This is a genomic window from Candidatus Amarolinea dominans (assembly GCA_016719785.1).
Taxonomy (GTDB): domain Bacteria; phylum Chloroflexota; class Anaerolineae; order SSC4; family Amarolineaceae; genus Amarolinea; species Amarolinea dominans.
Window position 1 is genome coordinate 145,961 of sequence record JADJYJ010000034.1, and the last position, 23,706, is coordinate 169,666.

General features: G+C 63.6%; 22 protein-coding genes and 1 pseudogene. 11 read left to right on the plus strand and 12 right to left on the minus strand.

The genetic code is table 11. From position 1 onward, the window contains the following. Positions 1-24: 24 nt before the first annotated feature. From IPM84_26640 to IPM84_26655, 4 genes are all read right to left on the minus strand, one after another. Positions 25-969, minus strand: a complete 945-nt coding sequence (locus tag IPM84_26640) for an RluA family pseudouridine synthase (GenBank protein ID MBK9096270.1) — start codon at positions 967-969, stop codon at positions 25-27. Continuing rightward, positions 969-1,310 (minus strand): TraR/DksA family transcriptional regulator, encoded by a 342-nt coding sequence (locus IPM84_26645; protein MBK9096271.1) that lies wholly within the window; start codon positions 1,308-1,310, stop codon positions 969-971. Before IPM84_26645 ends, IPM84_26640 begins: the two co-directional genes overlap by 1 nt. Positions 1,311-1,509: 199 nt before the next feature. Beyond that, a complete protein-coding gene (locus IPM84_26650; protein ID MBK9096272.1) occupies positions 1,510-2,568 on the minus strand; it encodes a saccharopine dehydrogenase NADP-binding domain-containing protein in 1,059 nt (352 codons plus the stop codon). Further along, positions 2,561-3,721 carry an MFS transporter gene (locus tag IPM84_26655; GenBank protein MBK9096273.1) on the minus strand — a complete coding sequence of 387 codons (1,161 nt, stop codon included), beginning with the start codon at positions 3,719-3,721 and terminating at the stop codon, positions 2,561-2,563. Before IPM84_26655 ends, IPM84_26650 begins: the two co-directional genes overlap by 8 nt. A 420-nt stretch (positions 3,722-4,141) precedes the next feature. Between IPM84_26655 and IPM84_26660 the strand changes: the two genes are divergently transcribed. Beyond that, positions 4,142-4,918, plus strand: coding sequence for a class I SAM-dependent methyltransferase (locus IPM84_26660; GenBank protein MBK9096274.1), 777 nt, complete (start codon positions 4,142-4,144; stop codon positions 4,916-4,918). A gap of 69 nt (positions 4,919-4,987) precedes the next feature. Here the strand turns inward: IPM84_26660 and IPM84_26665 are convergent, their stop codons facing one another. From IPM84_26665 to IPM84_26685, 5 genes are all read right to left on the minus strand, one after another. Continuing rightward, positions 4,988-6,247 (minus strand): hypothetical protein, encoded by a 1,260-nt coding sequence (locus IPM84_26665; GenBank protein MBK9096275.1) that lies wholly within the window; start codon positions 6,245-6,247, stop codon positions 4,988-4,990. A 61-nt stretch (positions 6,248-6,308) separates the two neighbouring features. Continuing rightward, the gene (locus tag IPM84_26670; GenBank protein MBK9096276.1) at positions 6,309-8,198 is read right to left on the minus strand and encodes a hypothetical protein; all 1,890 of its coding nucleotides are present in this window, start codon (positions 8,196-8,198) and stop codon (positions 6,309-6,311) included. 640 nt (positions 8,199-8,838) lie between these two features. Further along, a complete protein-coding gene (locus IPM84_26675) occupies positions 8,839-9,447 on the minus strand; it encodes a YigZ family protein (GenBank protein MBK9096277.1) in 609 nt (202 codons plus the stop codon). Between the two features lie 34 nt (positions 9,448-9,481). After that, positions 9,482-9,949, minus strand: coding sequence for an SH3 domain-containing protein (locus tag IPM84_26680; GenBank protein ID MBK9096278.1), 468 nt, complete (start codon positions 9,947-9,949; stop codon positions 9,482-9,484). 8 nt (positions 9,950-9,957) lie between these two features. Beyond that, positions 9,958-10,911, minus strand: a complete 954-nt coding sequence (locus IPM84_26685) for an NAD-dependent epimerase/dehydratase family protein (GenBank protein MBK9096279.1) — start codon at positions 10,909-10,911, stop codon at positions 9,958-9,960. 194 nt (positions 10,912-11,105) lie between these two features. On the opposite strand from IPM84_26685, the gene IPM84_26690 reads away from it, so the two are divergent. The 3 genes and pseudogenes from IPM84_26690 (at position 11,106) to trmD (ending at position 14,075) form a co-directional block, all read left to right on the plus strand. Further along, positions 11,106-12,230 (plus strand): beta-galactosidase, encoded by a 1,125-nt coding sequence (locus tag IPM84_26690; GenBank protein ID MBK9096280.1) that lies wholly within the window; start codon positions 11,106-11,108, stop codon positions 12,228-12,230. A gap of 48 nt (positions 12,231-12,278) precedes the next feature. Further along, positions 12,279-13,073 carry an amino acid ABC transporter substrate-binding protein gene (locus IPM84_26695; protein ID MBK9096281.1) on the plus strand — a complete coding sequence of 265 codons (795 nt, stop codon included), beginning with the start codon at positions 12,279-12,281 and terminating at the stop codon, positions 13,071-13,073. Between the two features lie 191 nt (positions 13,074-13,264). After that, a pseudogene (gene trmD / locus IPM84_26700) lies at positions 13,265-14,075 on the plus strand (tRNA (guanosine(37)-N1)-methyltransferase TrmD). A 9-nt stretch (positions 14,076-14,084) separates the two neighbouring features. Here trmD and IPM84_26705 read toward each other — a convergent pair. Together IPM84_26705 and IPM84_26710 are read right to left on the minus strand one after the other, a co-directional pair. Continuing rightward, entirely contained in the window at positions 14,085-14,645 is a 561-nt protein-coding gene (locus tag IPM84_26705; protein MBK9096282.1) for a M67 family metallopeptidase, read from the minus strand. 105 nt (positions 14,646-14,750) lie between these two features. Continuing rightward, positions 14,751-15,299 (minus strand): MBL fold metallo-hydrolase, encoded by a 549-nt coding sequence (locus IPM84_26710; protein MBK9096283.1) that lies wholly within the window; start codon positions 15,297-15,299, stop codon positions 14,751-14,753. A 268-nt stretch (positions 15,300-15,567) separates the two neighbouring features. Here IPM84_26710 and IPM84_26715 point away from each other — a divergent pair, with 268 nt between their 5' ends. From IPM84_26715 to IPM84_26735, 5 genes are read left to right on the plus strand one after another with little or no spacing between them, the layout of a single operon-like run. Further along, positions 15,568-15,780, plus strand: coding sequence for a hypothetical protein (locus tag IPM84_26715; GenBank protein MBK9096284.1), 213 nt, complete (start codon positions 15,568-15,570; stop codon positions 15,778-15,780). A 2-nt stretch (positions 15,781-15,782) separates the two neighbouring features. After that, a complete protein-coding gene (gene polA, locus IPM84_26720) occupies positions 15,783-18,641 on the plus strand; it encodes a DNA polymerase I (GenBank protein ID MBK9096285.1) in 2,859 nt (952 codons plus the stop codon). Between the two features lie 40 nt (positions 18,642-18,681). Further along, positions 18,682-20,397 (plus strand): arginine--tRNA ligase, encoded by a 1,716-nt coding sequence (locus IPM84_26725; GenBank protein MBK9096286.1) that lies wholly within the window; start codon positions 18,682-18,684, stop codon positions 20,395-20,397. Between the two features lie 38 nt (positions 20,398-20,435). Beyond that, complete coding sequence (locus tag IPM84_26730; protein MBK9096287.1) at positions 20,436-22,040, plus strand: phosphoglycerate dehydrogenase; 1,605 nt, start codon at positions 20,436-20,438, stop codon at positions 22,038-22,040. Further along, complete coding sequence (locus tag IPM84_26735) at positions 22,040-22,372, plus strand: stress response translation initiation inhibitor YciH (protein MBK9096288.1); 333 nt, start codon at positions 22,040-22,042, stop codon at positions 22,370-22,372. The genes IPM84_26730 and IPM84_26735 overlap by 1 nt, the downstream gene beginning before the upstream one ends. Positions 22,373-22,639: 267 nt before the next feature. On the opposite strand, the gene IPM84_26740 is transcribed toward IPM84_26735, so the two are convergent. After that, positions 22,640-22,837, minus strand: a complete 198-nt coding sequence (locus tag IPM84_26740) for a hypothetical protein (protein MBK9096289.1) — start codon at positions 22,835-22,837, stop codon at positions 22,640-22,642. Between the two features lie 140 nt (positions 22,838-22,977). Here IPM84_26740 and IPM84_26745 point away from each other — a divergent pair, with 140 nt between their 5' ends. Both IPM84_26745 and IPM84_26750 read left to right on the plus strand, forming a co-directional pair. Further along, complete coding sequence (locus IPM84_26745; protein MBK9096290.1) at positions 22,978-23,190, plus strand: SH3 domain-containing protein; 213 nt, start codon at positions 22,978-22,980, stop codon at positions 23,188-23,190. 376 nt (positions 23,191-23,566) lie between these two features. Continuing rightward, on the plus strand, positions 23,567-23,706 hold a 140-nt coding region (locus IPM84_26750), incomplete at its 3' end, for a hypothetical protein (protein MBK9096291.1).

Here is a 23,706-nt window from a genome sequence, read left to right on the forward strand (position 1 = left end):
CCGAGGGTCGCGCAGCAGCGTGATTCATGCGGCCAGCGTGTCGAGCACAGCCTGCAGGTCGGCCGGCAGCGGGGAGGTACACTCGACATAGACGCCATCGGATGGGCGCTGGAAACCGAGGATGTGGGCGTGGAGAAAATGGCGCGGACAGGCCAGGCGTGGCTTGCGGTGCCCGTAGATGGCATCCGCCAGCAGTGGAAAGCCAATGAACTGAAAATGCACGCGAATCTGGTGCGTGCGGCCGGTGTGCGGCTCGGCCTCCACCAGGGTGAAGCCGTTGTAGTAGTCGCGTACCCGGTAATGGGTCACGGCTGGCCGCGCGTGCTTGCTCTCCTGCCCGGTGATGACGGCCATGCGCTGGCGATTGCGGGGATCACGGCCAATGGGCGCTTCGATCGTGCCCTGGCGTGGCGTCAGAATGCCATCAAGCAGCGCCAGGTAGACCTTGTGTACCAGCCGTTCTTTGAATTGGCGCTGCAGCTCGCGCAGGGCCTTCTCGTTCTTGGCGACGAGGACCAGGCCGGAGGTGTCTTTGTCCAGACGATGGACAATGCCGGGGCGCACTTCGCCACCGATGCCGGCCAGATCAGGCACGTGAAAGAGAATCGCGTTGACCAGTGTACCGCTGGGGTGGCCGGGCGCCGGATGCACCACCAGGCCGGCCGGCTTGTCCACCAGGATCACGTCGGCATCTTCGTAGACGATGGTCAATGGGATGTCTTCCGGCTCCAGGGTTGCGGGCGCCACCGGCGGAATGTCAATCTGCACCACGTCGCGGGCCTGCACGCGGTAGCTGGCCTTGACGATGCTGCCCGCGATGGTCACGCGGCGTCCTTCGATCCAGCGTTGAATGACCGAACGCGACTGCTCCGGCAACGCGGCGGTGAGCCACTTGTCCAGGCGTTCGCCGCTCCTGTCAACGGTGAGGACGGTTGGTTCGAGTTCGTCGTCGAGCGTCATGTCAGTCATCATTGCTCGGCACGCACCTGGCAGCGTATGCACAGGCTGGCGGAGGGCAGGGCCTTGAGGCGGGCAAAGTCAATCGGCTCGCCGCAGCGCTCACAAAAGCCGTAGGTGCCGGCCTCCAGGCGCGCCAGCGCACGATCCACGTCTGTCAGGGCGCGATTGTGCGATCCGTTCATCGTCAACGCCGCGGCCTGATCGAACGCGTCCGTGGCATCATCGGCCATGTGGTTGCCCAGGCCCGGATTGTGGTTGCGCACCTGAACTTCGTAGTGGGCGATTTCTTCCTGCAGGCACCTGCGCTCCACCTCAAGCTGCCGCTGCAGACGGGCATCATCACGTGTCATGGCATCTCCTCGTCGAGTGCAACCGGGGACGATCTTGAAACTGATTTTACTCGTCTGTCTGCGACCTGTCAACATGATGACGATGGGTGCATTTCGCCGGGCGACTGCAAGTCGCTGCAACGGCTGCGAAGCCCACTTGCGCGGGCTGGGATCGAGCACGATGAAAAAGCGGTGGACTTTCACGCCAGGTCGGTGCGCGTTACGCCAGGTCGGTGCGCGTGACGCCCGCCATCTGCATGATGAAGTCTGCGCCAAACGCCAGCGATGGCGTCTGAAAACCGCTGGGGATGCCGCCGGCCAGCACACGCTGCACGGCCGCCAGGCTGGTCAGCGCGGTGAGTTGGTAGCCCTCCGGCGTGCGCAGCCGCGACACCCGCGCCTGGCCCTGATCGTCGCGCACCTCGCCCCACACCAGGCTGAAACCCTGACTGCGCTGATCGGCGCTTGGCCCCGGCGCGCCCGCGCCGATCGCGAGCTTGAGCACGCGCTGCATGGGCGCCGCGGCCAACAGACCGCCCACCCAACGGCTGGCAAGCAGCAGCCGGCGCGCCGCGGGCGGAAAGACGCCATAGACCTCGATGTTGGGGATGCCGGTGCTGTAGAAAGCGGTGGCTACGTCGCCCCAGGGAATGGTGACGCACGTCACCGGGCCGCGGCCGAAATCAACAGCGCGGGTCTTCCAGGCCGCGGGCACGCGACGAATCTTGCCCTGTTCGCGGATGGCGCCCAAGCGGTCAATATCCTCGAGCATGGTGCGCAGGGTGCCGCGTGACCAGGTGCTGCCGACGCTGCGAAAGGCCAGCGCCAGGTGGGTGGCGCCGGGCAGCCGGGCGTGGAGGTGCGCGGCCAGGCAGTCAGTAGGCACGACATCGAAGCCGACGCCGGGCAGTAGGCTGATGCCTGCCGCCTGCGCCTCAGCCGAGCGCCGCGCCAGCGCCTCGAAGACGGCAATTTCGCCGGTGATGTCCAGGTAGTGGACGCGGTTGCGCAGGCAGGCGTCCACCATCGGCTGCGCGGTGTGCGCAAAGGGGCCGGCCGCGTGCAACACCGCGGCAACGCCGGCCAGCGCGGCGTCCAGCGCGGCCGCATCGGCCAGCGGCGCCACCCGGTAATCAAGCCCAAGTTCGCCCGCCAGGGTGGCCAGGGCGGCGGCCGAACGTCCGGCCAGCAACGGGCGCAGGCTTTGTGCAACCGCCAGTCCGGCGATCAAGCGGCCGGTGTAGCCGGTGGCGCCATAGATCAAGAATGACTCAGACATGACTCACCTCCTGCTGCCCGCGGGGGACGAAGATCATGGCGATGGCCGCGATCAGGGCCATGGCCGCGCCAAAAAGAAACGGGGCTGTCGGGCCGAAACCCGCCCAACTGCCGACCCCTTGCCAGAGGATGCCGGCGATGAGGGAGGCCGGTAAATCCAAAATACCGAGCACGGCGCTGTAGGCGCCAAAGGCGGCGCCGCGCAGATGGGCTGGCGCCAGGTCGGCCACCAGGGCCTTGGCTGTGCCATAGGCCATGCCGTAATAAAAACCGTAGACGGCATACAACGCCCAGATGTGCCAGGCCGCCTGCGCCAGGCCAAAGCCGAGGTAGATCAGCGCATAGACCAGCCAGCCCCCGATGAGCAGGCGCCGTCGCCCGATGCGGTCAGACAAAGCGCCAGCCGGGGTTGAGATCAGGGTGTAGATCAGGTTGAAGGTGATGAGCATGCCGAGCACGCCGAGCACGCTGAGGCCACGCTCTTGTGCGCGCAGCACCAGGAAGGCGTCCGAGGAGTTGCCCAGGTCGAAGATGCCGACGACGAGCATGAAGAGCAGAAAGGGCCGACCCAGGCCCTTGAAGCCCAGCGCAGGCGCCTTCGCCGCGCCTGTGACCGGCACATCGGTGGCCCCAAAGGCCAGGGTAATCACCGCCAGGCCGGCCGGGATCAGGCTGATGAGCACCAGGGTGCGAAACGTCGCGGCGGTCAAGCCGACGCTGCCAGACTGTGCCAGCCAGACGACGAGCAGCGCAATGCTGAGTCCCAATACGGCCCCGGCCGTGTCGGCGGCGCGGTGAAAGCCGAAAGCCAGGCCGCGTTGCGCGGGGGTGACGGAATCGGCCACCAGGGCATCGCGCGGCGCGGTGCGCACGCCTTTGCCGACCCGATCGGCCCAGCGCGCACCGGCCACGGCCCCCCACCCGGTCGCGAGATAGAAAAAGGGCTTGGAGAGGGCCGAGATGCCATAGCCGGCCACCGCCAACCACTTGCGCGCGCGCAGGCGATCGGACAGCCAACCGGAGAAGAGCTTGAGCAGGCTGGCCGTGGCTTCGGCCACCCCTTCGATCAGGCCAATGATGTTGGTTTTGACGCCGAGCACGTTGGATAAGAAGAGCGGCAGCAGGTTGATGACCATCTCGCTGGAGATGTCCATCAGGAAACTGGTGATGCTGACCGCCCAGACGTTGCGGGGCAGACTGCGCACGCCCGTTGTGGGCTTGGGGTTGGCTTGACTCACGCTTTATTTTCTCCTCGATCATGGTCTGACGGCGGGGATGCGTGCATGCCTTTGGGCGCCGGTTCGGCCAGGTAGATGCCAATCGAGGCCATAGTATGCCACCGCTCAACGCTTGTCAAATCGCCCCCGGCTGCAAACCTTTCTATACGTTCCAGAGAGCTCCAGAGGAACGAAACGCAAAGACGCGGAGACGCAAAGGCCGCAAAGGGCTATGGTGTCTTGGCGCCGTGGCGTCTTCGTGCCGTGGCGTCCCTGCGATGATGCAAGAGCTTGCACGGTAACACGGTGATCGAGTAAGATAGGGCTGATATCCAGAACCGTCAATAGGAGGCAACGATGGACGTTGTGGCGTACAATCGGCAGGCGTGGAATCAACAGGTAGAGCAGGGCAATCCCTGGACGGTGCCCTTCAGCGCGGAGGTGATTGCGGAAGCGCGACAGGGGCGCTGGACGATCGTGCTAACGCCCACCATTCCGGTGCCCAGGTCATGGTTTCCGGATCCGCTCAGCGGCCTCGATGTCCTCTGCCTGGCGTCGGGCGGCGGACAGCAGGGGCCGATCCTGGCCGCGGCCGGCGCGCAGGTGACGGTCTTCGACAACTCGCCCGCGCAGTTGGCGCGCGATCGCGAGGTGGCTGAGCGGGAGGGGCTTGCCATCCGCACGGTGCAGGGCGATATGGCCGATCTCTCTGCGTTTGCCGCTGAATCGTTCGATCTGATCTTCCACCCGGTCTCCAACTGTTTTGCGCCGGCCGTGCGCCCGGTCTGGCGTGAGTGCTACCGTGTGCTGCGGCCGGGCGGCGCGTTGCTGGCCGGCTTCAACAACCCGCTGCGCTATCTATTCGACGCCGAGTTGGCCGACCAGGGCATCTTCAAGGTGCGCCACCGCCTGCCCTACTCTGATCTCACCGACTTGACCGAGGAGGAGCGCCAGCGCTACCAGGCGCAAGGCTTGCCGCTGGAATTCGGCCACACGTTGGACGATCAAATCGGTGGGCAGCTTGCGGCCGGCTTTGTATTGACCGGGTTTTTCGAGGATCGTAGCCCGGATGAGGTGTTCACTGAGTACCTGGCAACGTTCATCGCCACGCGGGCCGTCAAACCAGGCGGCTGATGGAATTCAAGAGAACAAACAGGTAACGAAGGCGACCTGTTTGTTCGGCTCTGCGCAGGGTTGCCCGGCTCACCTGGCCGGTTCGGGCGTCGGGGTGTCGGTTGCCGACGGGATGGACGTATCTGTCGGTATCGGCGTGTCAGTCGGCGGCTCCGGCGTGGGCGTCTCCGCCGGTGTTTCTGTTGGCAGGGGCTCCGGCAGTAGATCATGAAAGATGGATTGGTACACCACCGTTGCCGTGGGCAGAGGCGACGGCAACGGCGGAACCTCACCATCTACGATCACCGGCGCCATGAAATAACGAGCTTGTCCATTGATCTCCAATCCCCAAGTTACGTAGTTTCCACTGACGAAAATGGGATCGAGGTAGTCAGCCGAGATATCTTCCAGCCCAGGCGGCATGATTGGGATTGCATAGATTACGTCGTATCGCAAATCGTACCCGCGTTGCGTCTCATCTTGCCATACAACCTGTGTTCGAGAAACGCGAATCTTGGAGGGAGGGGGGTGTTTTCCGAATAGTTCAGGAATATCGAGTATGCGGCTGGTGCGCGTGCTTAGATCGAATACAGCTAAGGCCATCTGTCCGGTTTCTTCGTCATAATCCACCCAAGCAATCATTCCTTCGTTGATATGATAGAGCGTCATCGTGCGGATGCCGAGAAAGGCAGCTCGTGCCCTGGTAATGACAATCTCCTCGCCGGTCTCCAAGTTGTAGGCACGCAGTCCCACACGTTTGTCAGCGCCTTCGTCACTGGTGAAGATGATCCATTGATTCGACATCCAAACATCAATTCCCAATCTGATGTAGGCTTGTTCGCCGGTCGCGAGATCATAGGCATAAAGTCCTTGCGCACGATCCTGACATGGCCAGGGATCACAAAGCGACCAACGCCAAACTAGATATTGGTCGTCCATGGCTTCGAAATCGGCCTGACCACTATCGTTCCCCAAGCGAAACTCTTGGCCTGTCTCATTGTCATGCAAGTACAAGCTGTGGTTATGGGCCATGACACCGCGCTGTACCCCACTACTTTGGTCTTCCATGCGAACGCGATAGCGCCGCGAAGGTGCAGGGGCGATTTCGTTCGTTTCCCCCAGTCGCACCTCGTGCATCGGACTGGCTGTCGCGACTCCTGTAGCATCGTCAAGCGACACCGCCGTTGCCGGGGCATCTCCTGACGGAATAGTCGTGGCCTCAAGCGATGGAACAGCCCCGGATGGCAAAACGATATCGCCTGTACCGGGCGCTCGGCATCCAGACAAGCTGGTCATGGCAACCACAATCACAAGTCCTGCCAGCCAGCTTCTGAGATAATTCTCGTTCATGATGACCTCCTGTGAACTTATCAGAGCAAATCAATCGCCAATTGCGGAATTCTTCTCGGTCTCACTCGGGACCAGCCCACCAACGGGTGAACCAGGGGCGATCTCCCGTGTTATCGCGGTAGGCTTCATGCCAGGCAATTTCCGTATCATCCATACTAATGCACTGCGCAGCGTCGCTGGGACCGTCCGTGAGCAGCCAGGCAATCACGTAGTCGGCCCCTGCTTCAGCCATGATAAATGCCCGCAGGGAGTTAGAGGCTGTCACCCCATCGTCATTATTGTCTTTGTTTGACATCAATGGGTTATACCATCCTTGACACGGCGAGTAGAGATCAGCCTCAGTGATGAAGGCGGGCTTGCCGCTGCCCTGGATATTCGTGCGCATAGCCGAGGGGAAATACTGGAAGACATGATCACCCGCAGGTATAGAGGAGTTGGTTGGGCAAAAGCTGTTGTCCCAAAGTTCTTTGCCAGGGCGCCAGTAGTTGTGCCAGGCAAACCCGTCGTTATAAGTCGAATAGGTAGTGGATATTACTTCGTAACCAGACTGGTTCGTGTTTCGAAGCGCCAAAGGTGTGCATTTGGTGAACTCTCTTGGTTCTGCGTAAGCGCCTTGTGCCATTGAAGGCGTCAAGACACGAACGCCTGGAAACGTGGAGTGTACATAGTCATACAGGTGGTTGAAATAGTCCCTCATGTCCTGCCAGGCAATTGGGCTTTGCATATCTATCAATCCCGTTGCGGTACCATCCAGCAAATACCACTCGGTGTTTGGCTCATTGGCCGGCTCGAAGCCGAATTCACTCCAGCCACCCTGCTGGTTGAGATCATGGATGAAGTGCATTTCGCTGGCCAAGTCAGCGATGGGGCGATAGTCGTCAGGATGGCACAGGTCGCTGGTCCCTGGCGGGGTCGCCGTGGGGTCCACTAGCAGACGATGGGGTTGTGGTGCGATGGCGTAATCCATGAAGTTTCCCGGTGAAGGATGGATGCGAATAATCACCTTCACGCCCGTGTTGGCGGCCGCGCGCAAATAGTTGAAGAGAGTCGAGTTCCTAACCCGTGCGCCGGTGATGCTGCACCAGGCGCCGTTGCGCTCGATCTCATACAGGTTGCTGCTGATCACCAGGACTGCGGCCGGCCATTTGCCGTTGGGCGGCTGCAGCCTGCTCAGCATGGGATCGCTCCACTGTGCGCTGGGTTGTGTGCCCAGGTGCATACCGGTCTTGATCTTGCGGTCTGACGGGGGCGGGGGTGGAGTCGCCGTGGGCGTCCTGGTCGGGGTTCTAGTGGGCGTACGGGTGGGAGTAGCCGCTATCGGCGGGGTTGGGGTGCGCGTCGGCGTGCGCGTACGCGTAGGGGTGGTGGTGGGCGTACGGGTATAGGTTGCCGTCGGAGTACGGGTGCGCGTGTAGGTTGGAGTCGGCGTGCGCGTGGGGGTGCGCGTGTAGGTTGGAGTCGGCGTGCGCGTGGGGGTGCGCGTATAGGTCGGGATCGGCGTGCGCGTGGGGGTGCGCGTGAACGTGGGCGTCCAGGTCGCGGTAGGTGGGATGGGTGTATGCGTGGGGGTGCGCGTGAACGTGGGCGTCCAAGTGGCTGTCCAGGTCGCAGTACGTGTAGGAAGCGGCGTCGGCGTCGCGGTCTGGACATCAAACGTGGAGTCGTCAATGAAAAAACTGGATATGTTCGATACGTCCGTGTGGCCCCGTAAGCGCACGCGTACACTTCTACCCCTGATGGCACCCAATTCGTCTGATGTCAGCGTTCGGTTGGTCAGAACCCATCCGGTGGTACGCGGCACCGCGTCGCGCGTGAACACCCCTACGTATACCTGGTTCTCATCAGTTGGGTTGACCAGTTGAACGTTCAGATTGTCGTAGCCGACCGCGCTCTCTTCAGTGGTGACCCAATACCACAGGCTGAAAATAGCGCTACTGGCAGTGGCAGGCACCGTGACATCCTGGTAGAGCTTATCATTCCAGTTGTTGGCTCCACCAAACCAGGCAACATAACTCCCATTATGAGGCGTGATACCCTCAGGGAGTTCCTCATACCGCGTGATCACTCCCTGCGCGGGAATCTCGATCCAATACTGGTGCCCAGATTCAAAGCCGCTGTTAGGCAGTAGCTCACTTTCTGGTAAGTGCTCCTGCAATGGAGTTGCGATTGAGATTGACCTTCGGGCATTGGGGCTGGTGAGCCTGTGTGGCTTATGTTCAACCAACGCCGACTGTACGATGTCGTTCACAATCCCGTGTCGCGGCGGTTGCGCCAGCAAAACTGATTGCCTGAAAAGTGCTGCATCTGACGAACCGGGGAAAGAAACGGAGGTTAACGCGGCTGACAGAGGGACGACAATGTTATTATAAGTTATTTGCAGGGGGGGGGGGTAACAACAGCCATGACAGCTTGGGGCAACAAGGCGACAGCGAGCGCCAGGAATAGCATACGTCGAAAGAATGTCGAAAATGTTAGAACCATAACGAACGCCTCCTTCTTGGGGTAATCTAACGTGAATTCCGACCCAAATTTCGCGCCCTCGGCGTTCTCGAGGACAAATACCAGGCCTGGTCGGCTACAAGCGTGCGCCCCTACTCCACAACCTGAATGGCGCCGGCGCTGAGCTCGAGCAGGGCGGCGCGGCAGTCGTTGACCTGCTCGACAGGCAGGCTCACGCTCAAGGTGACCTCGGCGGCAAACTGGCTCTCGATCACTTCGGCCTCGAACGCGGGCAGCAGCCGTGCCAGGGGCTGGTACAGGCGGTAGGGCAGCGTCACGTGCAGCAGCACGCGCTCGACTTTTTCAAGCAACGGCAACTGCAGCAGGGCCGCCTTGACGCCGCCACTGTACGCGCGCACCAGGCCGCCGGTGCCGAGCTTGACGCCGCCGAAGTAGCGCGTGACCACGGCGCCGATGTCACCCACCCCGCTGCCCAGCAGCACCTGCAACATCGGTTTGCCGGCGACGCCGGCCGGTTCGCCGTCGTCGCTCATGCCAATTTGCGCGGTGGAGCCGGGGGCGCCCACCACGTAAGCCCAGCAGTTGTGGCTGGCATCGGCAAATTCAGTGCGCGCGCGGGCCACGAACGCGCGCGCTTCTGCCAGCGTGCCCACAGCCGCCAGCGTGGTGATGAAGCGCGAACGCAGGATGATCTCCTCCGTGCGGGTTTCGCTGGCCGGAATTGGGTAGCGGGTCGTCATGAGCGGAGAGCTTGGGTCACAGGACGCGTCAACCTCAGGGCGCCGGCTGCAACAACAGATCGCCGCTGGCGCGGGTCTCGGCCATCCAGCCCTCGCGTCCGGCTGAAACCCGCACCTGCCACCAGGTGAGGTTGTCAGCCGTCTGCGGGCCGCCGATGATGTCCACGGTGGCGTCACGCGGCACGGTGCCCAGGATGTCACCGGCCGGTTTGTTGAGATAGCCCGGCGTGCGCCGCAGGTTGACGGCCGCGGCCGCGATGACCTGCGCGGAGCGGCCCACCGCCAATCCCTGCTCGGCGCCCTGGATCGCGGGCGGCGGAAGTGTCGCCGCGGCCGCTGCGGCCACGGCCGGCGGCGTCCAGGCCGGGCCTGGGCGCACGTCCAACTCGGGGCGCACGAACAAAAAGGCCAGCAGGCACAAGAAGGCGCCAACCAGGGCAAAACCGGCCAGCAAGCCGGCGCCAAAGCGCTGCCAGATCGGTGTCACTGACGATGATGGCATGGTTGACCTCATGACAAACCGCGGTGAGGGGCATGGGACAGTTGCACGCGTGGGTCCTTTTCAAGGAGCTGCGCCAGCCCCTGCGGCAGAGTCACACTGGGGGCATAGCCGAGCAAATGTTGGGCCTTGTGCAGGTCCGCCACCATGTGTACGACCCCGCCGGTCTCGTGATCGTTGTAGAGCACCTCAGGCGCACGCCCAGCCGCGGCCGCAATGGCCTGAATCAGTTCGTTGATCGTGGTTTCCTGCCCAGATCCGACATTGATAATCTGACGGTTCACGTCAGGCGCCTGGCTGGCTGCCACCAGCGCGGAGACGACATCATCCACATAGACAAAATCACGCGTCTGCTGGCCGTTGCCAAAAACCACCAGGGAGCCGCCGGCGAGCGTCTGTTTGAGCAACTGCGGCACCACCGGTGCATGCACCGGTGGAATGCGTTGACCGGGGCCATAGGCGTTGAAAATACGCAGGGCTACTGTCTCGATGTGGTGCAACGCGCCCAGGGTGAACACATAGTGCTCGGCGGCCAACTTGGCGACCGCGTAGGGCACCTGCGGGTTCGGACGCATGGCTTCGTGCAGGGGCAGGCTGGCCTGCACGCCGTAAATCGTGGCCGACGAGGCCAGCACGACCCGCGCGACACCCACATCGCGCATCGCCTCCATGACCGCCACCGTGCCGCCGACGTTGACGTCGTTGTAGTCGCGGGCATAAAGTACCGATTCGGGCACAGAGACGCGGGCCGCCAGGTGAAAAACGCACTGCACGCTCTGCAGCAGCGACCACAGCTTGGGCACATCACGCACATCACCGCGTGTAAAGAGCACCCGGGGCGACAGCCGTGCCGGATCTCCGGCGCTGAGGTCATCCAACACGCGCACATGGTGCCCCAACTCGACCAATCGGTTCGCCAACGCTGTCCCCAAGAAACCGGCGCCGCCGGTAATCAACACTCGCATGAAGGCTGTTCATCTCCTCCTTCCGGGTAGGGTAACGCCTAGTATAGCACAAGTCAGCGGCTTGCCCTAAAGAAGCGGTCGAGAGTCGCCCACGCGGGCATTTGTAGGGGCGCACCCTTGCGGTCGCCCACGCGGGCAGGCGCAAGGCCATGCCCCTACCCCGGATTATTGAAAAGATAGCCGCGCCGGGTATAATGCGCGGCGTGAGAAGATACCCACTCAAGCCGCGCGCACTCCTGCGCGGCATACTCTTGTGTCTGGTCATTCTTGTCCTGGCCGCGCCGCCACAGCCGCTGGTTGTGCTTGGCCCACCGCAGACTGTGCATACCGTCGCCCCGAAGATGGGCATGCACACCCGCCTGACGGACGAGGTGGAGCCGTGGAAGATCAAGCGCACGCTGCAGATGGTGCGCGAGATGGGCGCTCCCTGGGTGGTCGAATACTTCCCCTGGGCCTATCATGAGCCGGCGCCGGGACGCTTCGACTGGGCGCACGCGGACCTGGTGGTGGATCATGCGGTCACGCAAGGGCTGACCGTTATCGCCCGCCTGGGCTTTGTGCCCACCTGGGCGCGGCCGCTCGATACGACTTTTCTGTACCTGGGCGAGGCACACTACGCTGACTTTGGGCGCTACGTCTACGAGTTCGTGCGTCATTTCAAGGGCCGCGTGCATTATCTCATCATCTGGAATGAGCCGAACCTGGCGCTGGAATGGGGCTACCGCCCGGTGGATGCGGCCGCGTACACCGAGCTGCTCAAGGTCAGCTACGCGCAGGCCAAAGCGGCCGACCCTGATGTGCAGGTACTGGGCGGCGCGCTGGCGCCCACGCTGGCCCCCGCCGGCTCGGCCTACGGCCTGGATGACCTGGTCTACCTGCAGCAGATGTACGATGCCGGCGCGGCGCCCTTTTTCGACATCCTGGCCGCCCATGCCTACGGTTGGGTCTTCGACGCGAATGATCCGCCGGCGAGCGACGTGGTCAACTTCCGTCGTGTGGAGCTGCTGCGCGCGGTGATGGTGCGTAACGGCGACGGCGCCAAGAAGATCATCATCACCGAAGCCGGTTGGAACGATCACCCGCGGTGGACGAAGGCCGTGCGCCCGGCGCAGCGCATTCAGAACACCCTCGAGGCGTTCGATCTGGTCGGCCAGTGGGATTGGCTGCAGGCCCTGTGCCTGTGGGCGTTTCGCTACCCGGCCCCCACGCGCTCGTACCAGGACTATTTCACCTTCGTCGCGTCCGACTTTGTGCCCAAGCCGATCTATTTGGAGCTGCAGGCGTATCACGAAGGCGTGGAGCACAAAGGCGCGAAGTGACGCGAAGGCACGAAGCGCGAAGGCACGAAGGCATGAAGGCATGAAGGCATGAAGGACAGAATTCCTAATTCAGCATTCATCATTCTCCTGGTGGTGGGAATTGCGGCGGTGTTGATTTTGCGGCCGGACGAGGATCGTTCTATGCAGCGCATCCGTGACCTGGGGGTGCTGCGGGTGGGGGTTGATCCGAGTTTTCCGCCGTTCGAGAGCCTGGACGCCAGCGGGCAGATCGTTGGTTTCGATGCGGATCTGGCGGCCGGCCTGGCGCGACGCTGGGGCGTGCGCGTGCAGTTCGAGTCCATCGGCTTCGATGGCCTGCTGGACGCCATCTGGGCCGGGCGTGTGGACGCGATCATCTCCGCGCTGCCGCTGGAACCGCGCTACACCAAGGATATTGCCTACTCGCAGCCGTACTTCGAGGCCGGGCTGCGCCTGGTGACGATCACCGCGACGCCCATCGCAGCCACCACGGACCTGGCCGGCCGCAAACTGGCGGTGGAACTCGGTTCGGACGCTGACGCTGAGGCGCGGCGCCTGCGCCAGCGCATCCCCGGGCTGACCCTCGTCACTTTTGCCACGCCCGCGGAGGCGCTGCAAGCGCTGGTGGATGGCGCCGCGGACGCGGCTGTGGTGGATGGCGTGACCGCGCGTCAATTCGTCGGTCAGCAGGCCACGGCGCGCATCGTCGGCCCGGCGCTGACCAGCGCACCGTATGTCATTGCGCTGCCGGTCAAGGCGCGGCGGCTGCTGGTCGAGGTCAACCAGGCGCTGAACGACCTGCAAGCCGACGGCACCCTGGCCGGCCTGGAAGAGCAATGGTTCGCGGGTCTGCTCGGACCCTGAGGGCTTCTCCGTATCTTGTCAATTTGTAGGGGCGCACCCTTGCGGTCGCCCACGCGGGCAGGCGCAAGGCGGCCCCCCCTGCCCCCAATCCTGGGGGAGCCGAATGCTTTTCCCCCCAGGATTGGGGGGCAGGGGGGCACTCCGGGCTGCCTGACTGAGCAGTTACCCATAAGTGATAAAGGAAGGCGTCCATGCGTTTTGATATTTTTACCCTGTTTCCGGCCATGTTCGAGGGGCCGTTTAGTGACAGTATCATCGCGCGGGCGCTGAGCGCGGGCATCATCCAGGTGCAGACGCACAATGTCCGCGATTTTGCCGAGGGCAAGCACCAAGTTACCGATGATTATCCGTATGGCGGCGGCGGCGGCATGGTGATGAAGCCTGACCCGATCTTTCGCGCGGTGGAAGCGGCGCTGGAGATGTCCGCGCGGCAGGCGGGCGCGGACCAGGGGGGACGCGGCGCAAGCGACTGAGGAGGAGCCGCTGTTCATCAGCACACCCGCGCCCTGCCCCATCATCCTGCTTTCGCCGCAGGGCCGGCCGTTCGATCAGCGCGTGGCGGCCGAGCTGGCGGGCCATGAGCGCCTGGCCCTGATCTGTGGTCGCTATGAGGGCGTGGATGAACGCGTGCGCCTGCACCTGGCGACAGATGAAATCTCCATTGGAGATTATGTCTTGTCGGGCGGCGAGTTGGCGGCGATGGTCATCGTGGATGCGGTCACGCGCCTGCTGCCAGGCGCGCTCGGCTTCGAAGCTGCGCCGGCGCAGGATTCGCACGCCACGGGCCTGCTGGAATATCCGCACTTCACCCGGCCGCCGTCGTTTCGGGGCTACCATGTGCCGGAAATCCTGCTTTCGGGTCATCATGGCCGCGTGGCGCAGTGGCGTCGCCACGAAAGTCTGCGCCGCACGCTGGCCCGCCGCCCTGATCTGCTGGCGCGGGCGGTTCTGGGCAAGAAGGACCTGGTCTTTCTGCGCACGTTAGGTTGGGAAAAGCCGTAGCGGACGAGTCTACGAGGAACGCAGCGTGACCTCGGCGATGCGTACCTGGAGCCAACGGAACCCAGCCTCTGGCAGGTTCAGACGCAGAAGGTAGAAAGCATCTGGTTCGGGATGTTGATAGGCCCAGAAATCGTCACGTCCACGCACGGGGTGCAGCGGAAAGTCGCTGGCGGCGCCGTCGTAGGGGAGCGTGTGCAGGCGAAAGCCGCGCAGCACTGGCGCCTGCGTCTGTTGCAGCGAGCAGATGAGGTAGACCGCGTCGGGATAGGTGGCCTGGCGCGCATCGGTGGCCGACGGGTAGGCCGGCGACGACGGGTGCGAATGATAGATGGCGATCATCTCCTCGCCCGCCTCCTCGAAATCGAACTGGCGCAGGAGGATGGTTGGATCCACGGTGTAGTTGAAGCGGCGGTCCGCGGCCACGTTGGTTGCTGGCAGCAGGCCGGTGACGATCCCGTCGCGGCCGCGCAGGATGCCGCACACCTCCTCAGGCCAGCCCGCGCGCGCGTGGGCGATGATCTCCGCCTGCATCGCCGCGGGTACGATGAGTTGACCACCGTGGTTGGACATCGTCAATCGGCCCCGGAGTCATCCGCAAGGTCGGAGAAGAAGGGGTTGGTGCGCTTCTCACGGCCCACGGTGGTGGCCGGCCCGTGCCCAGGCAGAACAGCGTAATCATCCGGCAAGGTGAAGATCTGCTGGCGGATGCCGTCCAGGAGCTGGCGGTGGTTGCCGCCCGGGCAAGTCGGTGCGCCCAATCGAGCCGGCGAAAAGCGCATCGCCTACGAAGGCCCGGCGCCCGGCGTGGTCCACAAAGGTGATGCTGCCCGGCGAATGTCCGGGCGTCCAACGCATTTCCAGGGCCTGGCGTCCCCAGGTCACGGTAGTGCCCGGAATCAGGAAGCCATCCACGGTGGGCGGCTCACCGGGGTCGAAGCCAAGCCAAAGCATGACCCGCTGGCGCATGTCGGCCACGTAGGGCAGATCGGCCTGATGCAGGTAGAAGGGCATGCCGGTCGCGGCCTTCAGGTCGCGTACGCCCATGATGTGGTCGAAATGGGCGTGGGTGTTGACGATCTGCGTCAGGCGCCACTGATGTTTGGTCAACACACGCAGCACATCGTTCGCCTGGTCGCCCGGATCAATCACAACAGCCTCACGTGTCTCCTCACAGCCCAGGAAATAGCAGTTAACCTGCAACGCGCCGACAACGATCGAATCCACGATCATAAATCTCCTGCCTCCCCTATCATCCAAATCTCATCATCGTCAAGAACCCGCCAGGTAGCGGCGGCGACGATCAACAGTTTACCACAGGTGGTGCTTTTCCTTCAAGGCCGGCCTGCGTCACTGTGTGGGCCATCGTTTGACCATCCGGCATTACATGGTACAATGCACCGTGCTGACCCAGTGCGTCATGCGTATTCTCTGGCCCCCAGAACCCGCGCTCCCCTGCGCTGCTCACAACCGTTCGACACCAAGTGAGGATAGAATGGCACCAAAAACCACCGGCCCGACCTGGAAACCGGCCGACATGATTCGCCTGATCAACAAGACCAGCGACAACGTTCACCTTCATCTGAACACCGGCGAATTTCGCCTCGACGCCCACCGCAGCATGAAGTTCACGGCCTCGATCCTGGAAAGTGCCCAGGTCAAGGAACTGCTGAGCAGCGGCGCTGTGGCGTGGGAAAAAATAAAGTGAGCATGACCCAGCAAAAATTGCCCACGCTAGTATTGATTGACGGCTACTCGCAGGCTTTTCGCGCCTATTACGGCGTGCCGCTGCAGATTGCAACCAGCCACGGCGAGCAGACGAATGCCGTGTATGGCTTCACCTCGATGTTGCTCAACGTCATCGCGGATGAAAAGCCCGATTACATTGCGGTAGCCTTCGACGTGGGGCGCACCTTCCGCCATGAGCAGTTCGAGGGCTACAAGAGCACGCGGGCGAAGATGCCCGATGACATGGCCAGACAGGTGCCGCGCATCCGCCAGGTGGTCGAGGCGCTCAACATTCCCATCTTCGAGATCGAAGGGTACGAGGCAGACGACCTGATCGGTGCGTTGTCGCGCCAGGCCAGCGCGCAGGGCGTAGACTCCATCTTGGTCAGCGGCGACCGCGACCTGTTTCAGTTGGTCAACGAGCATGTGCGCGTGCGCTACACGGCCGGCGGGCCGAAACCAAAAACCTCGATCTACGACGTGGCCGCGGTCACGGAACGCTATGGCCTGACGCCGTCGCAGGTGATTGACTACAAGGCGTTGGTCGGCGACACCTCCGACAACATTCCGGGCGTGCCAGGCATCGGCGAGAAGACGGCCACCACCCTGCTGCAAACCTTTGGCACGCTGGACAATCTGCTGGCCCGCCTGGCTGAGGCCAAGCCGCCGCGGGCGCGGGAGGCCATTGCCGGCCACCTCGAGCAGATCGCGCTGGCGCGGCAGCTTGCCACGATCATCACCGAACTGCCGGTCACACTGGACCTGAACGCGTGCCGCACGCGTGATTTCGATCACAGCCGCGTGGTGGCCCTGTTCCGCGAGTTGGAATTCAAGAGCCTGATCGAGCGCCTGCCGCAGAGCGAGACGGCGCCCGCGGAGGCCGAGCCGGCCGCAGTCACTGACGACCAAGCGCAGGCCGGCGTGGCGTATCGGCTGCTCACGACGGAGAGCGAACTGGCGGAGGTCGTGGCCCTGTGCCGGGCCGCGCCGCTGGTGGCCTTCGATGTGGAAAGCACCAGCACCGATCCGATGCAGGCGCAGTTGGTGGGCGTGGCGCTCTCGTGGGCCGAAGGGCACGGCGCCTATGCCGCGGTCGCGCTCGACAATCCGCCGCCCAGCACCGTCCTACGTGAAACGTCTGATCTGCCGCTGTTTGCCGTGATGCCAGACGCGGAGATGACGCGGTCAGGCGCCAGCGTGGCCGAAACCCAAGCCGTGGGCCTGCCGATCGGGACCTTGCGCCGGGTGCTGGGGCCGCTGCTGGCTGATCCCAGCGTCGCCAAAGCCGCGCACAACGCGTCCTATGACATGACCGTGCTGAACGAAGCGGGGATGCCGGTCAACGGGCTGGCCTGGGACACCATGCTGGCCGCCTGGCTATGCGAACCCAGCTCGCACAACCTGGGCCTGAAAGATCAGGCGCTGGCGCGCTTGGGCATCGCGATGACAGAGATCCAAGCCTTGATCGGCAAGGGCAAGGCGCAGATCACCATGGACCAGGTAGAGCCGGCCAGGGTGGCGCGCTACGCCAGCGCCGATGTGGACATGACGCTGCGCCTGGTGCCTTTGCTGCAGACCGAGATGGCGCAGAAACGCCAGACCGAACTGTTCGACACGGTGGAGATGCCGCTGGTGCCGGTCATCTGCGCCATCGAACGGGCCGGTGTGCTGCTGGATGTTCCCTTCCTCAAGCGGATGGAGCTCGATCTGGCGCAGCGGCTGACATTGCTGATCCAGGAAATTCACGCGCTGGCCGGCCTGGCGTTCAACATCAACTCGACGCAGCAGTTGGCCGACGTGCTGTTTGGCAAGCTGGCGATTCCCGCCACCAGCCTGGCGCGCACCCCCACCGGCAAGATCAGCCTGACGGCCGGGGTGTTGGAGGGGATGGCGGGCAAGCATCCGATCATTGACAAGATCCTGGAATATCGGCAGTTGGGCAAGCTGCAGTCCACCTACGTGCTGGCGCTGCCCAACCTGATCAACCCGCGCACGGGCCGCGTGCATACCAGCTTCAACCAGGCCGGCGCGGAGACCGGGCGCCTCTCCAGCTCCAACCCAAATCTGCAGAATATCCCCATTCGCACCGAGATCGGGCGCCAGGTGCGCCGCGCGTTCATTGCGCCAACGGGCTGGCAGCTCATCGCAGCCGACTATTCGCAGGTAGAGCTGCGCATCGTGGCCCACGCCAGCCGCGACCCCAATCTGCTCGGCGCGTTCGAGCGCGGCGAAGACGTTCATGCCAGCACGGCCGCCGCGGTCTACGGCGTGCCGTTGGCTGAGGTGACCAAAGCGATGCGCGCGCGAGCCAAGACGGTCAACTTTGGGCTGGTGTACGGGCAGGGCGCCTATGGCCTGGCGCAGCAGACCGGCATGACGACCAGTGAGGCGACGGAGTTCATCAGCCGCTACTTCACGATCTATGCCCAGGTGAAGACCTATCTGGACAGCCTGCGCGTGCAGGCCAGCCAGGTTGGCTATGTGGAGACGCTGCTGGGGCGGCGGCGCTACTTTCCCGAACTGGCGCCCAGCGCCAAGACGCCGTTCAACGTGCGCCAGGGGTTGGAACGAGCCGCGATCAACGCGCCCATCCAGGGCACCTCGGCCGACATCATCAAACTGGCGATGATTCGCCTGGCGCAGCGCCTGCAGGAATCCGGGCTGCGCGCGCGCATGATCTTGCAGGTCCACGATGAGTTGGTGCTGGAAGCGCCCGAGGCTGAGATTGACCGCGCCGTCGCCCTCGTGCGCGAGGTGATGAGCAATGCCTTTACCCTCTGCATCCCGCTCAAGGTGGATGTCGAAGTGGGGCCAAATTGGCTGGAGACTGAAGCGTACTGAAGGATACTGAAGGACACTGAAGGACACTGAAGGATACTAAATGAAACTAATCGCTGAACAACTCGCCGATGTCGTGGCCGCGGCGGTGCAGGCGGCGCAGGCGGCGGGTCAACTGCCCACGCTGGCCCTGCCTGAAATTCCGATCGAGCGGCCCAAGCGCAAGGACCAGGGGGATTGGGCCACGGCGCTGCCGCTGCAGATCGTGCGGCCGGTCAATGAGGCGCGCCTGGCGCAGGGCGCAGGCAAACTGACGCCCTTGCAGATTGCGCAGGTCATCGCGCAGCAGGTGCAGCAGATGGCGCATCCGGCCCTGTCCAGCGTTAGTGCGCTGCCGCCCGGCTTCGTCAACTTTCACCTGGCGCACGACTGGCTGACCGGCCAGGTGGATGACATCCGCGGCCAGGGCGAGGCCTGGGCCACGCTGACGGAGGGCCAGAATCGCCGCATCCAGGTGGAATTTGTCAGCGCCAACCCCACCGGCCCGCTCCACTTTGGCGGCGCGCGCAATGCCGTTTTTGGCGACACCCTGGCGCGGGTGATGACCGGCGCGGGCTATGACGTGCAGCGCGAGTTCTACATCAACGACGCCGGCAATCAGATTCGCAAGTTCGGCGCCTCCCTGCTGGCGCGCTACGCGCAGGCGTTGGGCATTGCCCGGCCGCTGCCAGAGGACGGCTACCAGGGCGCCTACCTGGCGGAATGGGGCGCCCAATTGGCCGCGGCGCACGGTCGCCAGTTCCTGGACATGCCCGAAGAGCGGGCCATCACTGAGTTGACCGACCTGGCGCTGCAGATGGCCCTGGACGGTCTGCGCACGGACATGGCGCGCCTCGATGTCCACTTCGACCGCTGGTTCTCCGAGCGCTCCCTCTTCCGTGACGGCGCCTACCAGACCGTCCTGGCGCTGCTCGAGGCCAAAGGCCTGCTCTATCACAAGGATGACGCGCTCTGGTTTGCTGCCAGCCAATTTCCCGGCAACGAAAAGGACGAGGTGATCATCCGTCGCAACGGTGAGCCGACCTATCTCGCTTCGGACATTGCCTATCATTATGACAAGTTCGTGCGCCGTGGCTTCGAGCGGGTGATTGATGTCTGGGCCATTGACCACCAGGGGCACGTGCCGCGCATGGCAGCGGTGATGGCGGCGCTGGGCCTGGACCCGGCGCGCTTGACGATTCCGCTCTATGCCCTGGTCAAGCTGAAGCGCGGCGGCGAAGAGGTCAAGCTCTCCAAGCGTGCAGGCGACATCGTGACCCTGACCGAGGTGGTGGATGAGGTGGGCGCGGATGCGGTCCGTTTCTTGCTGCTGACGCGCGCGGCCGAGAGTGAGATGGAGTTCGATCTCAAGCTGGCCGCGGAGCAGAGCAGCGAGAATCCGGTGTATTATGTGCAGTACGCCCATGCCCGTATTTGCAGCATCCTGCGCCGCGCGCACGAGGCGCAGGTGGTCCTTGACGAGACCGCGGACGTGACCCTGCTGCACCATGCCTCGGAAATGGCGCTGCTGCGCAAGATGCTGGAGTTGCCGGAGATCATCGCGCTGGCGGCCAAGCACCTGGCGCCCCATCACCTGACTTACTATGCGCAAGACCTGGCCAACGCCTTTCACATCTTCTACCGCGATTGTCGGGTCATGTCCAGCGATCCGGCCGATGCGGAGATCGGTCAGGCGCGCCTCAAGTTGGTGGACGCCTGCCGCCTGATGCTGGCGCGCACGCTGCACCTGATGGGCATGAGCGCGCCAGAGCAGATGTAAAACGATGTAAAACATTGCAACGAGGTTGTTGAACGCACATGCAAACGCTGAAAACGAATGGCCCTGGTCGGGTCCTGGTCTCGGATCCGCTGGCGGCGGTCGGGCTTGAGTTGCTGTTGAAACACGGGTTGACGGTTGACGTACGCACCGGTCTCAAGCCGGCCGAGTTGATCGAAATCATCCCCGCGTACGATGCCCTGTTGGTGCGCAGCGAGACCAAAGTCAGCGCGGCCGTGCTTGGCGCGGGCAAGCAGCTCAAAGTGGTGGCGCGCGCGGGCGTGGGCGTGGATAACATTGACCTGGACGCGGCCACCAACCTGGGTGTGCTGGTGGCGAACGCGCCCGGCGGCAACACCATCTCAGTGGCCGAACACACCGTGGGGCTGCTGCTGGCGTTGGCGCGCAACATTGCGCAGGCCGATGCCTCGCTGCGCGCCGGCGAGTGGAAACGCAGCCGCTTCATGGGCACCGAGGTGCGCGGCAAAACCCTGGGCTGCCTGGGTCTGGGCCGCATCGGCGCGGAGGTGGCGCGGCGGGCGCAGGGCCTGGCCATGGACGTGATCGCGTACGACCCGTACATTTCGGCCGAAATGGCGGCCCATCTCAACGTCACATTGGTGTCGCTGGAGACCCTGGTCGCCAGCGCCGACTTCATCACCGTACACTTACCGTTGACCGAGGAAACCAGCAGGATGATCAACGCGGACGCGCTGGCGCGCATGAAGCCGGGCGTGCGCCTGATCAACTGTGCGCGCGGCGGCATCATTGACCAGGCCGCGCTGCTGGCCGCGCTGGACAGCGGTCACGTGGCCGGCGCGGCGCTCGACGTGTTCGAAAAGGAGCCGCTGCCGCCAGACAGTCCGCTGCTGCGCCATCCGAAAGTCGTCATCACGCCGCACATCGCCGGTTCCACGGTCGAGGCGCAGGATCAGGTGGCGGTGGATGTGGCCGAGCAGGTGATTGATGTGCTCTCCGGCCGCGCGGCGCGCTACGCGGTCAACGCGCCGTTGATGGCCCCGCGCGATCTGCCCTTCCTGGCGCCCTATCTGAACCTGGCCGAACGCCTGGGACGGGTGGCGGTGCAGTTGGGCGGCAAGAACCTGAAATCGTGCGCGATCACCTACAGCGGCGCCCTGGCCGAATATGATCTCTCTTCGGTGACGGCCGCGGTCATCAAGGGCATGCTGCAATCAGTGGTGGATGTGCGCGTGAACATCATCAACGCGATGCGGCTGGCCGGCCAGCGCGGGCTGGCCGTCAGCGAACAGAAGACGCTGCGCACGTCACAGTACGACAACCTGATTAGCGTGCAGGTGATGAACGGCGGCGGCGCGCGCAAGGTCAGCGGCGCGCTGGTGCAGGACGAGCCGCACATTGTGGGCCTGGATGACATTTGGGTAGATTTTCCCGCGCAGGGGCACCTGCTGCTGACGCGTCACCATGACCGGCCCGGCATCATCGGCCGCATCGGCACCATGCTGGGCGACGCCGATGTCAACATCTCGTTCATGCACGTCGGCCGCCAAACCCCGCGCGGCGAAGCGATCATGGTGCTGGGCACCGATGAGCCGATCCCCGAGGCGCTGTACGACCTGGTCAAGGACGTCAGCCATACGTATTGGGTCCAGGCCATTGCACTCTGATGGGTAAACTCGTCTATTCGACAGATCCCGAGCCAGCGCCGCTGCCGCCCGCGCCGCAGGCGGCGGAAAAGCCGCTCAAGCAGCAGACGGCCACGGTGGCGCGTGACCGCAAACGGCGCAAGGGCAAGACCGTGACCGTCATCAGCGGCTTGCAGCACAACCCGGACACCTTGCGCGAGCTGCTCAAGAACCTGCAGAGGCACCTGGGCACTGGCGGCACGATCAAGGATGGCGAGAAAGGCCCGGAGATCGAAATTCAGGGCGATCACCGCGAGCGCGCGGGCGCGCTGTTGATCGAGCTGGGGTACAAGGTGAAGGTCAGTGGTGGATAATGCCAGGCTCCAGGAGACCGGGTTGCGCGCAGGGACCCGGTCTCTATACTGCAAACGGGCACGAATTGCGCCTGTTGCCGTAGGCGGAAGGGTGAAGTCTATTCCCGCTGGCAGCATATCTTGCTTTCGCCATGCTGCCGAACCTGTGAGCCGGCGTTGGCGGCTGCTCGCCTGGTTTCTTTTTTTGCTCTGGCCGCTGTTAGCCTGCGGCCGCTTCGAGCCGCGGCCGACGCCCACCCCCGCCCCGCCCACCGCCACCGCGACCCCTCAACCCACGCGGGCGCCAACCGCCACAGCCACGCCGGCCGCCACCCCCACCCAGGAGGCAACCCCGCGTGGGACAGCCGGCGTGGTCGTGGCGCCGCAGGGAGTCAATATCCGCAATGCCGCGACGACGCGCGGCCCACGCGTGGGCCGCTTTGGCGCCGGCGTCAAGGTGACGGTGCAGGAAGGGCCGGTGGACACGGAAGCTGCCGTTGAAATGTGGGGTGTCGGACAGCGGGCGGCAAGGCCGGCGGGTCGCGGCGAGGGACAGCACGTCCGTCTGGCCAACCGCGCAGATCGGCGATCCGCTCCCGTGGACCCGGCCGGCAGGCTAGCGACACATGGTGATCACGCACGATGGGGTGGCTTTGCGGTCCTTTCCCGGCAAGAATACGACGTTGCTACGCGAAATGCCGCGCGGAACCAAGCTCGCCCTGCTCGAGGCGCCGGTGGATGTGGACGGACTGCGCTGGTGGCACGTGAAGAATGAGAAGTACGACGGCTGGGCCGCGGAGAGCAGCGGCAGTCAGCGGCTGTTGTCGCCGGTGGAGTGAAGCGTCAGAGGCGGACCCTGGAAATAAAAAACCAGGGCAGAAGTCCCCCGCTCCTCTGCCCTGATCTCGTAAAGTACCGAAGCACCTTACGAGCGAGAGTATACAGGAAGGCAGCGACCTCGTCAAGCAGTTTGTCATGACGAACGTATAACAATGCGCGGTCTGCACGTTGACCTCTGCAATCCGGCCTCGGCAATCCTCATCCTATACTGCAAGCGGTCACGAATTGCGCCTGTTTCCGTAGGCGGAAGAATGAAGTCTATTCCCGCTTGCAGCATAGCGTCAAGAACACTGAGGTTGTCAGAAAACGAACCTTAGGGTAAAATCAGGTAGTCGAACCCAGACTTGAACCATTTTCCAGCGAAGAAGGTGATCCATGCAAAGCACAGCAACTTTGAATGAGGTGTTCGACCTGGCGAGAAGGCTGTCGCCACGCGACAAGATCCGCCTGATCGAACATATGGCATCGGAGATTGAGCGCGATCTCCTTTCAGGGCATCCCAAACCGCGCAAGTC

Coding starts and splice junctions, on each gene's coding strand:
- IPM84_26725 (MBK9096286.1), top strand. CDS start 18,682: ATGAAACTAATCGCTGAACAACTCGCCGATGTCGTGGCCGCGGCGGTG.
- IPM84_26655 (MBK9096273.1), bottom strand. CDS start 3,721: ATGGACATCTCCAGCGAGATGGTCATCAACCTGCTGCCGCTCTTCTTA.
- IPM84_26690 (MBK9096280.1), top strand. CDS start 11,106: ATGCGCGGCGTGAGAAGATACCCACTCAAGCCGCGCGCACTCCTGCGC.
- IPM84_26695 (MBK9096281.1), top strand. CDS start 12,279: ATGAAGGACAGAATTCCTAATTCAGCATTCATCATTCTCCTGGTGGTG.
- IPM84_26680 (MBK9096278.1), bottom strand. CDS start 9,949: ATGCCATCATCGTCAGTGACACCGATCTGGCAGCGCTTTGGCGCCGGC.
- IPM84_26745 (MBK9096290.1), top strand. CDS start 22,978: ATGGTGATCACGCACGATGGGGTGGCTTTGCGGTCCTTTCCCGGCAAG.
- IPM84_26730 (MBK9096287.1), top strand. CDS start 20,436: ATGCAAACGCTGAAAACGAATGGCCCTGGTCGGGTCCTGGTCTCGGAT.
- IPM84_26660 (MBK9096274.1), top strand. CDS start 4,142: ATGGACGTTGTGGCGTACAATCGGCAGGCGTGGAATCAACAGGTAGAG.
- IPM84_26675 (MBK9096277.1), bottom strand. CDS start 9,447: ATGACGACCCGCTACCCAATTCCGGCCAGCGAAACCCGCACGGAGGAG.
- IPM84_26665 (MBK9096275.1), bottom strand. CDS start 6,247: ATGAACGAGAATTATCTCAGAAGCTGGCTGGCAGGACTTGTGATTGTG.
- IPM84_26650 (MBK9096272.1), bottom strand. CDS start 2,568: ATGTCTGAGTCATTCTTGATCTATGGCGCCACCGGCTACACCGGCCGC.
- IPM84_26640 (MBK9096270.1), bottom strand. CDS start 969: ATGACTGACATGACGCTCGACGACGAACTCGAACCAACCGTCCTCACC.
- polA (MBK9096285.1), top strand. CDS start 15,783: ATGACCCAGCAAAAATTGCCCACGCTAGTATTGATTGACGGCTACTCG.
- IPM84_26685 (MBK9096279.1), bottom strand. CDS start 10,911: ATGCGAGTGTTGATTACCGGCGGCGCCGGTTTCTTGGGGACAGCGTTG.
- IPM84_26645 (MBK9096271.1), bottom strand. CDS start 1,310: ATGACACGTGATGATGCCCGTCTGCAGCGGCAGCTTGAGGTGGAGCGC.
- IPM84_26705 (MBK9096282.1), bottom strand. CDS start 14,645: ATGTCCAACCACGGTGGTCAACTCATCGTACCCGCGGCGATGCAGGCG.
- IPM84_26735 (MBK9096288.1), top strand. CDS start 22,040: ATGGGTAAACTCGTCTATTCGACAGATCCCGAGCCAGCGCCGCTGCCG.
- IPM84_26715 (MBK9096284.1), top strand. CDS start 15,568: ATGGCACCAAAAACCACCGGCCCGACCTGGAAACCGGCCGACATGATT.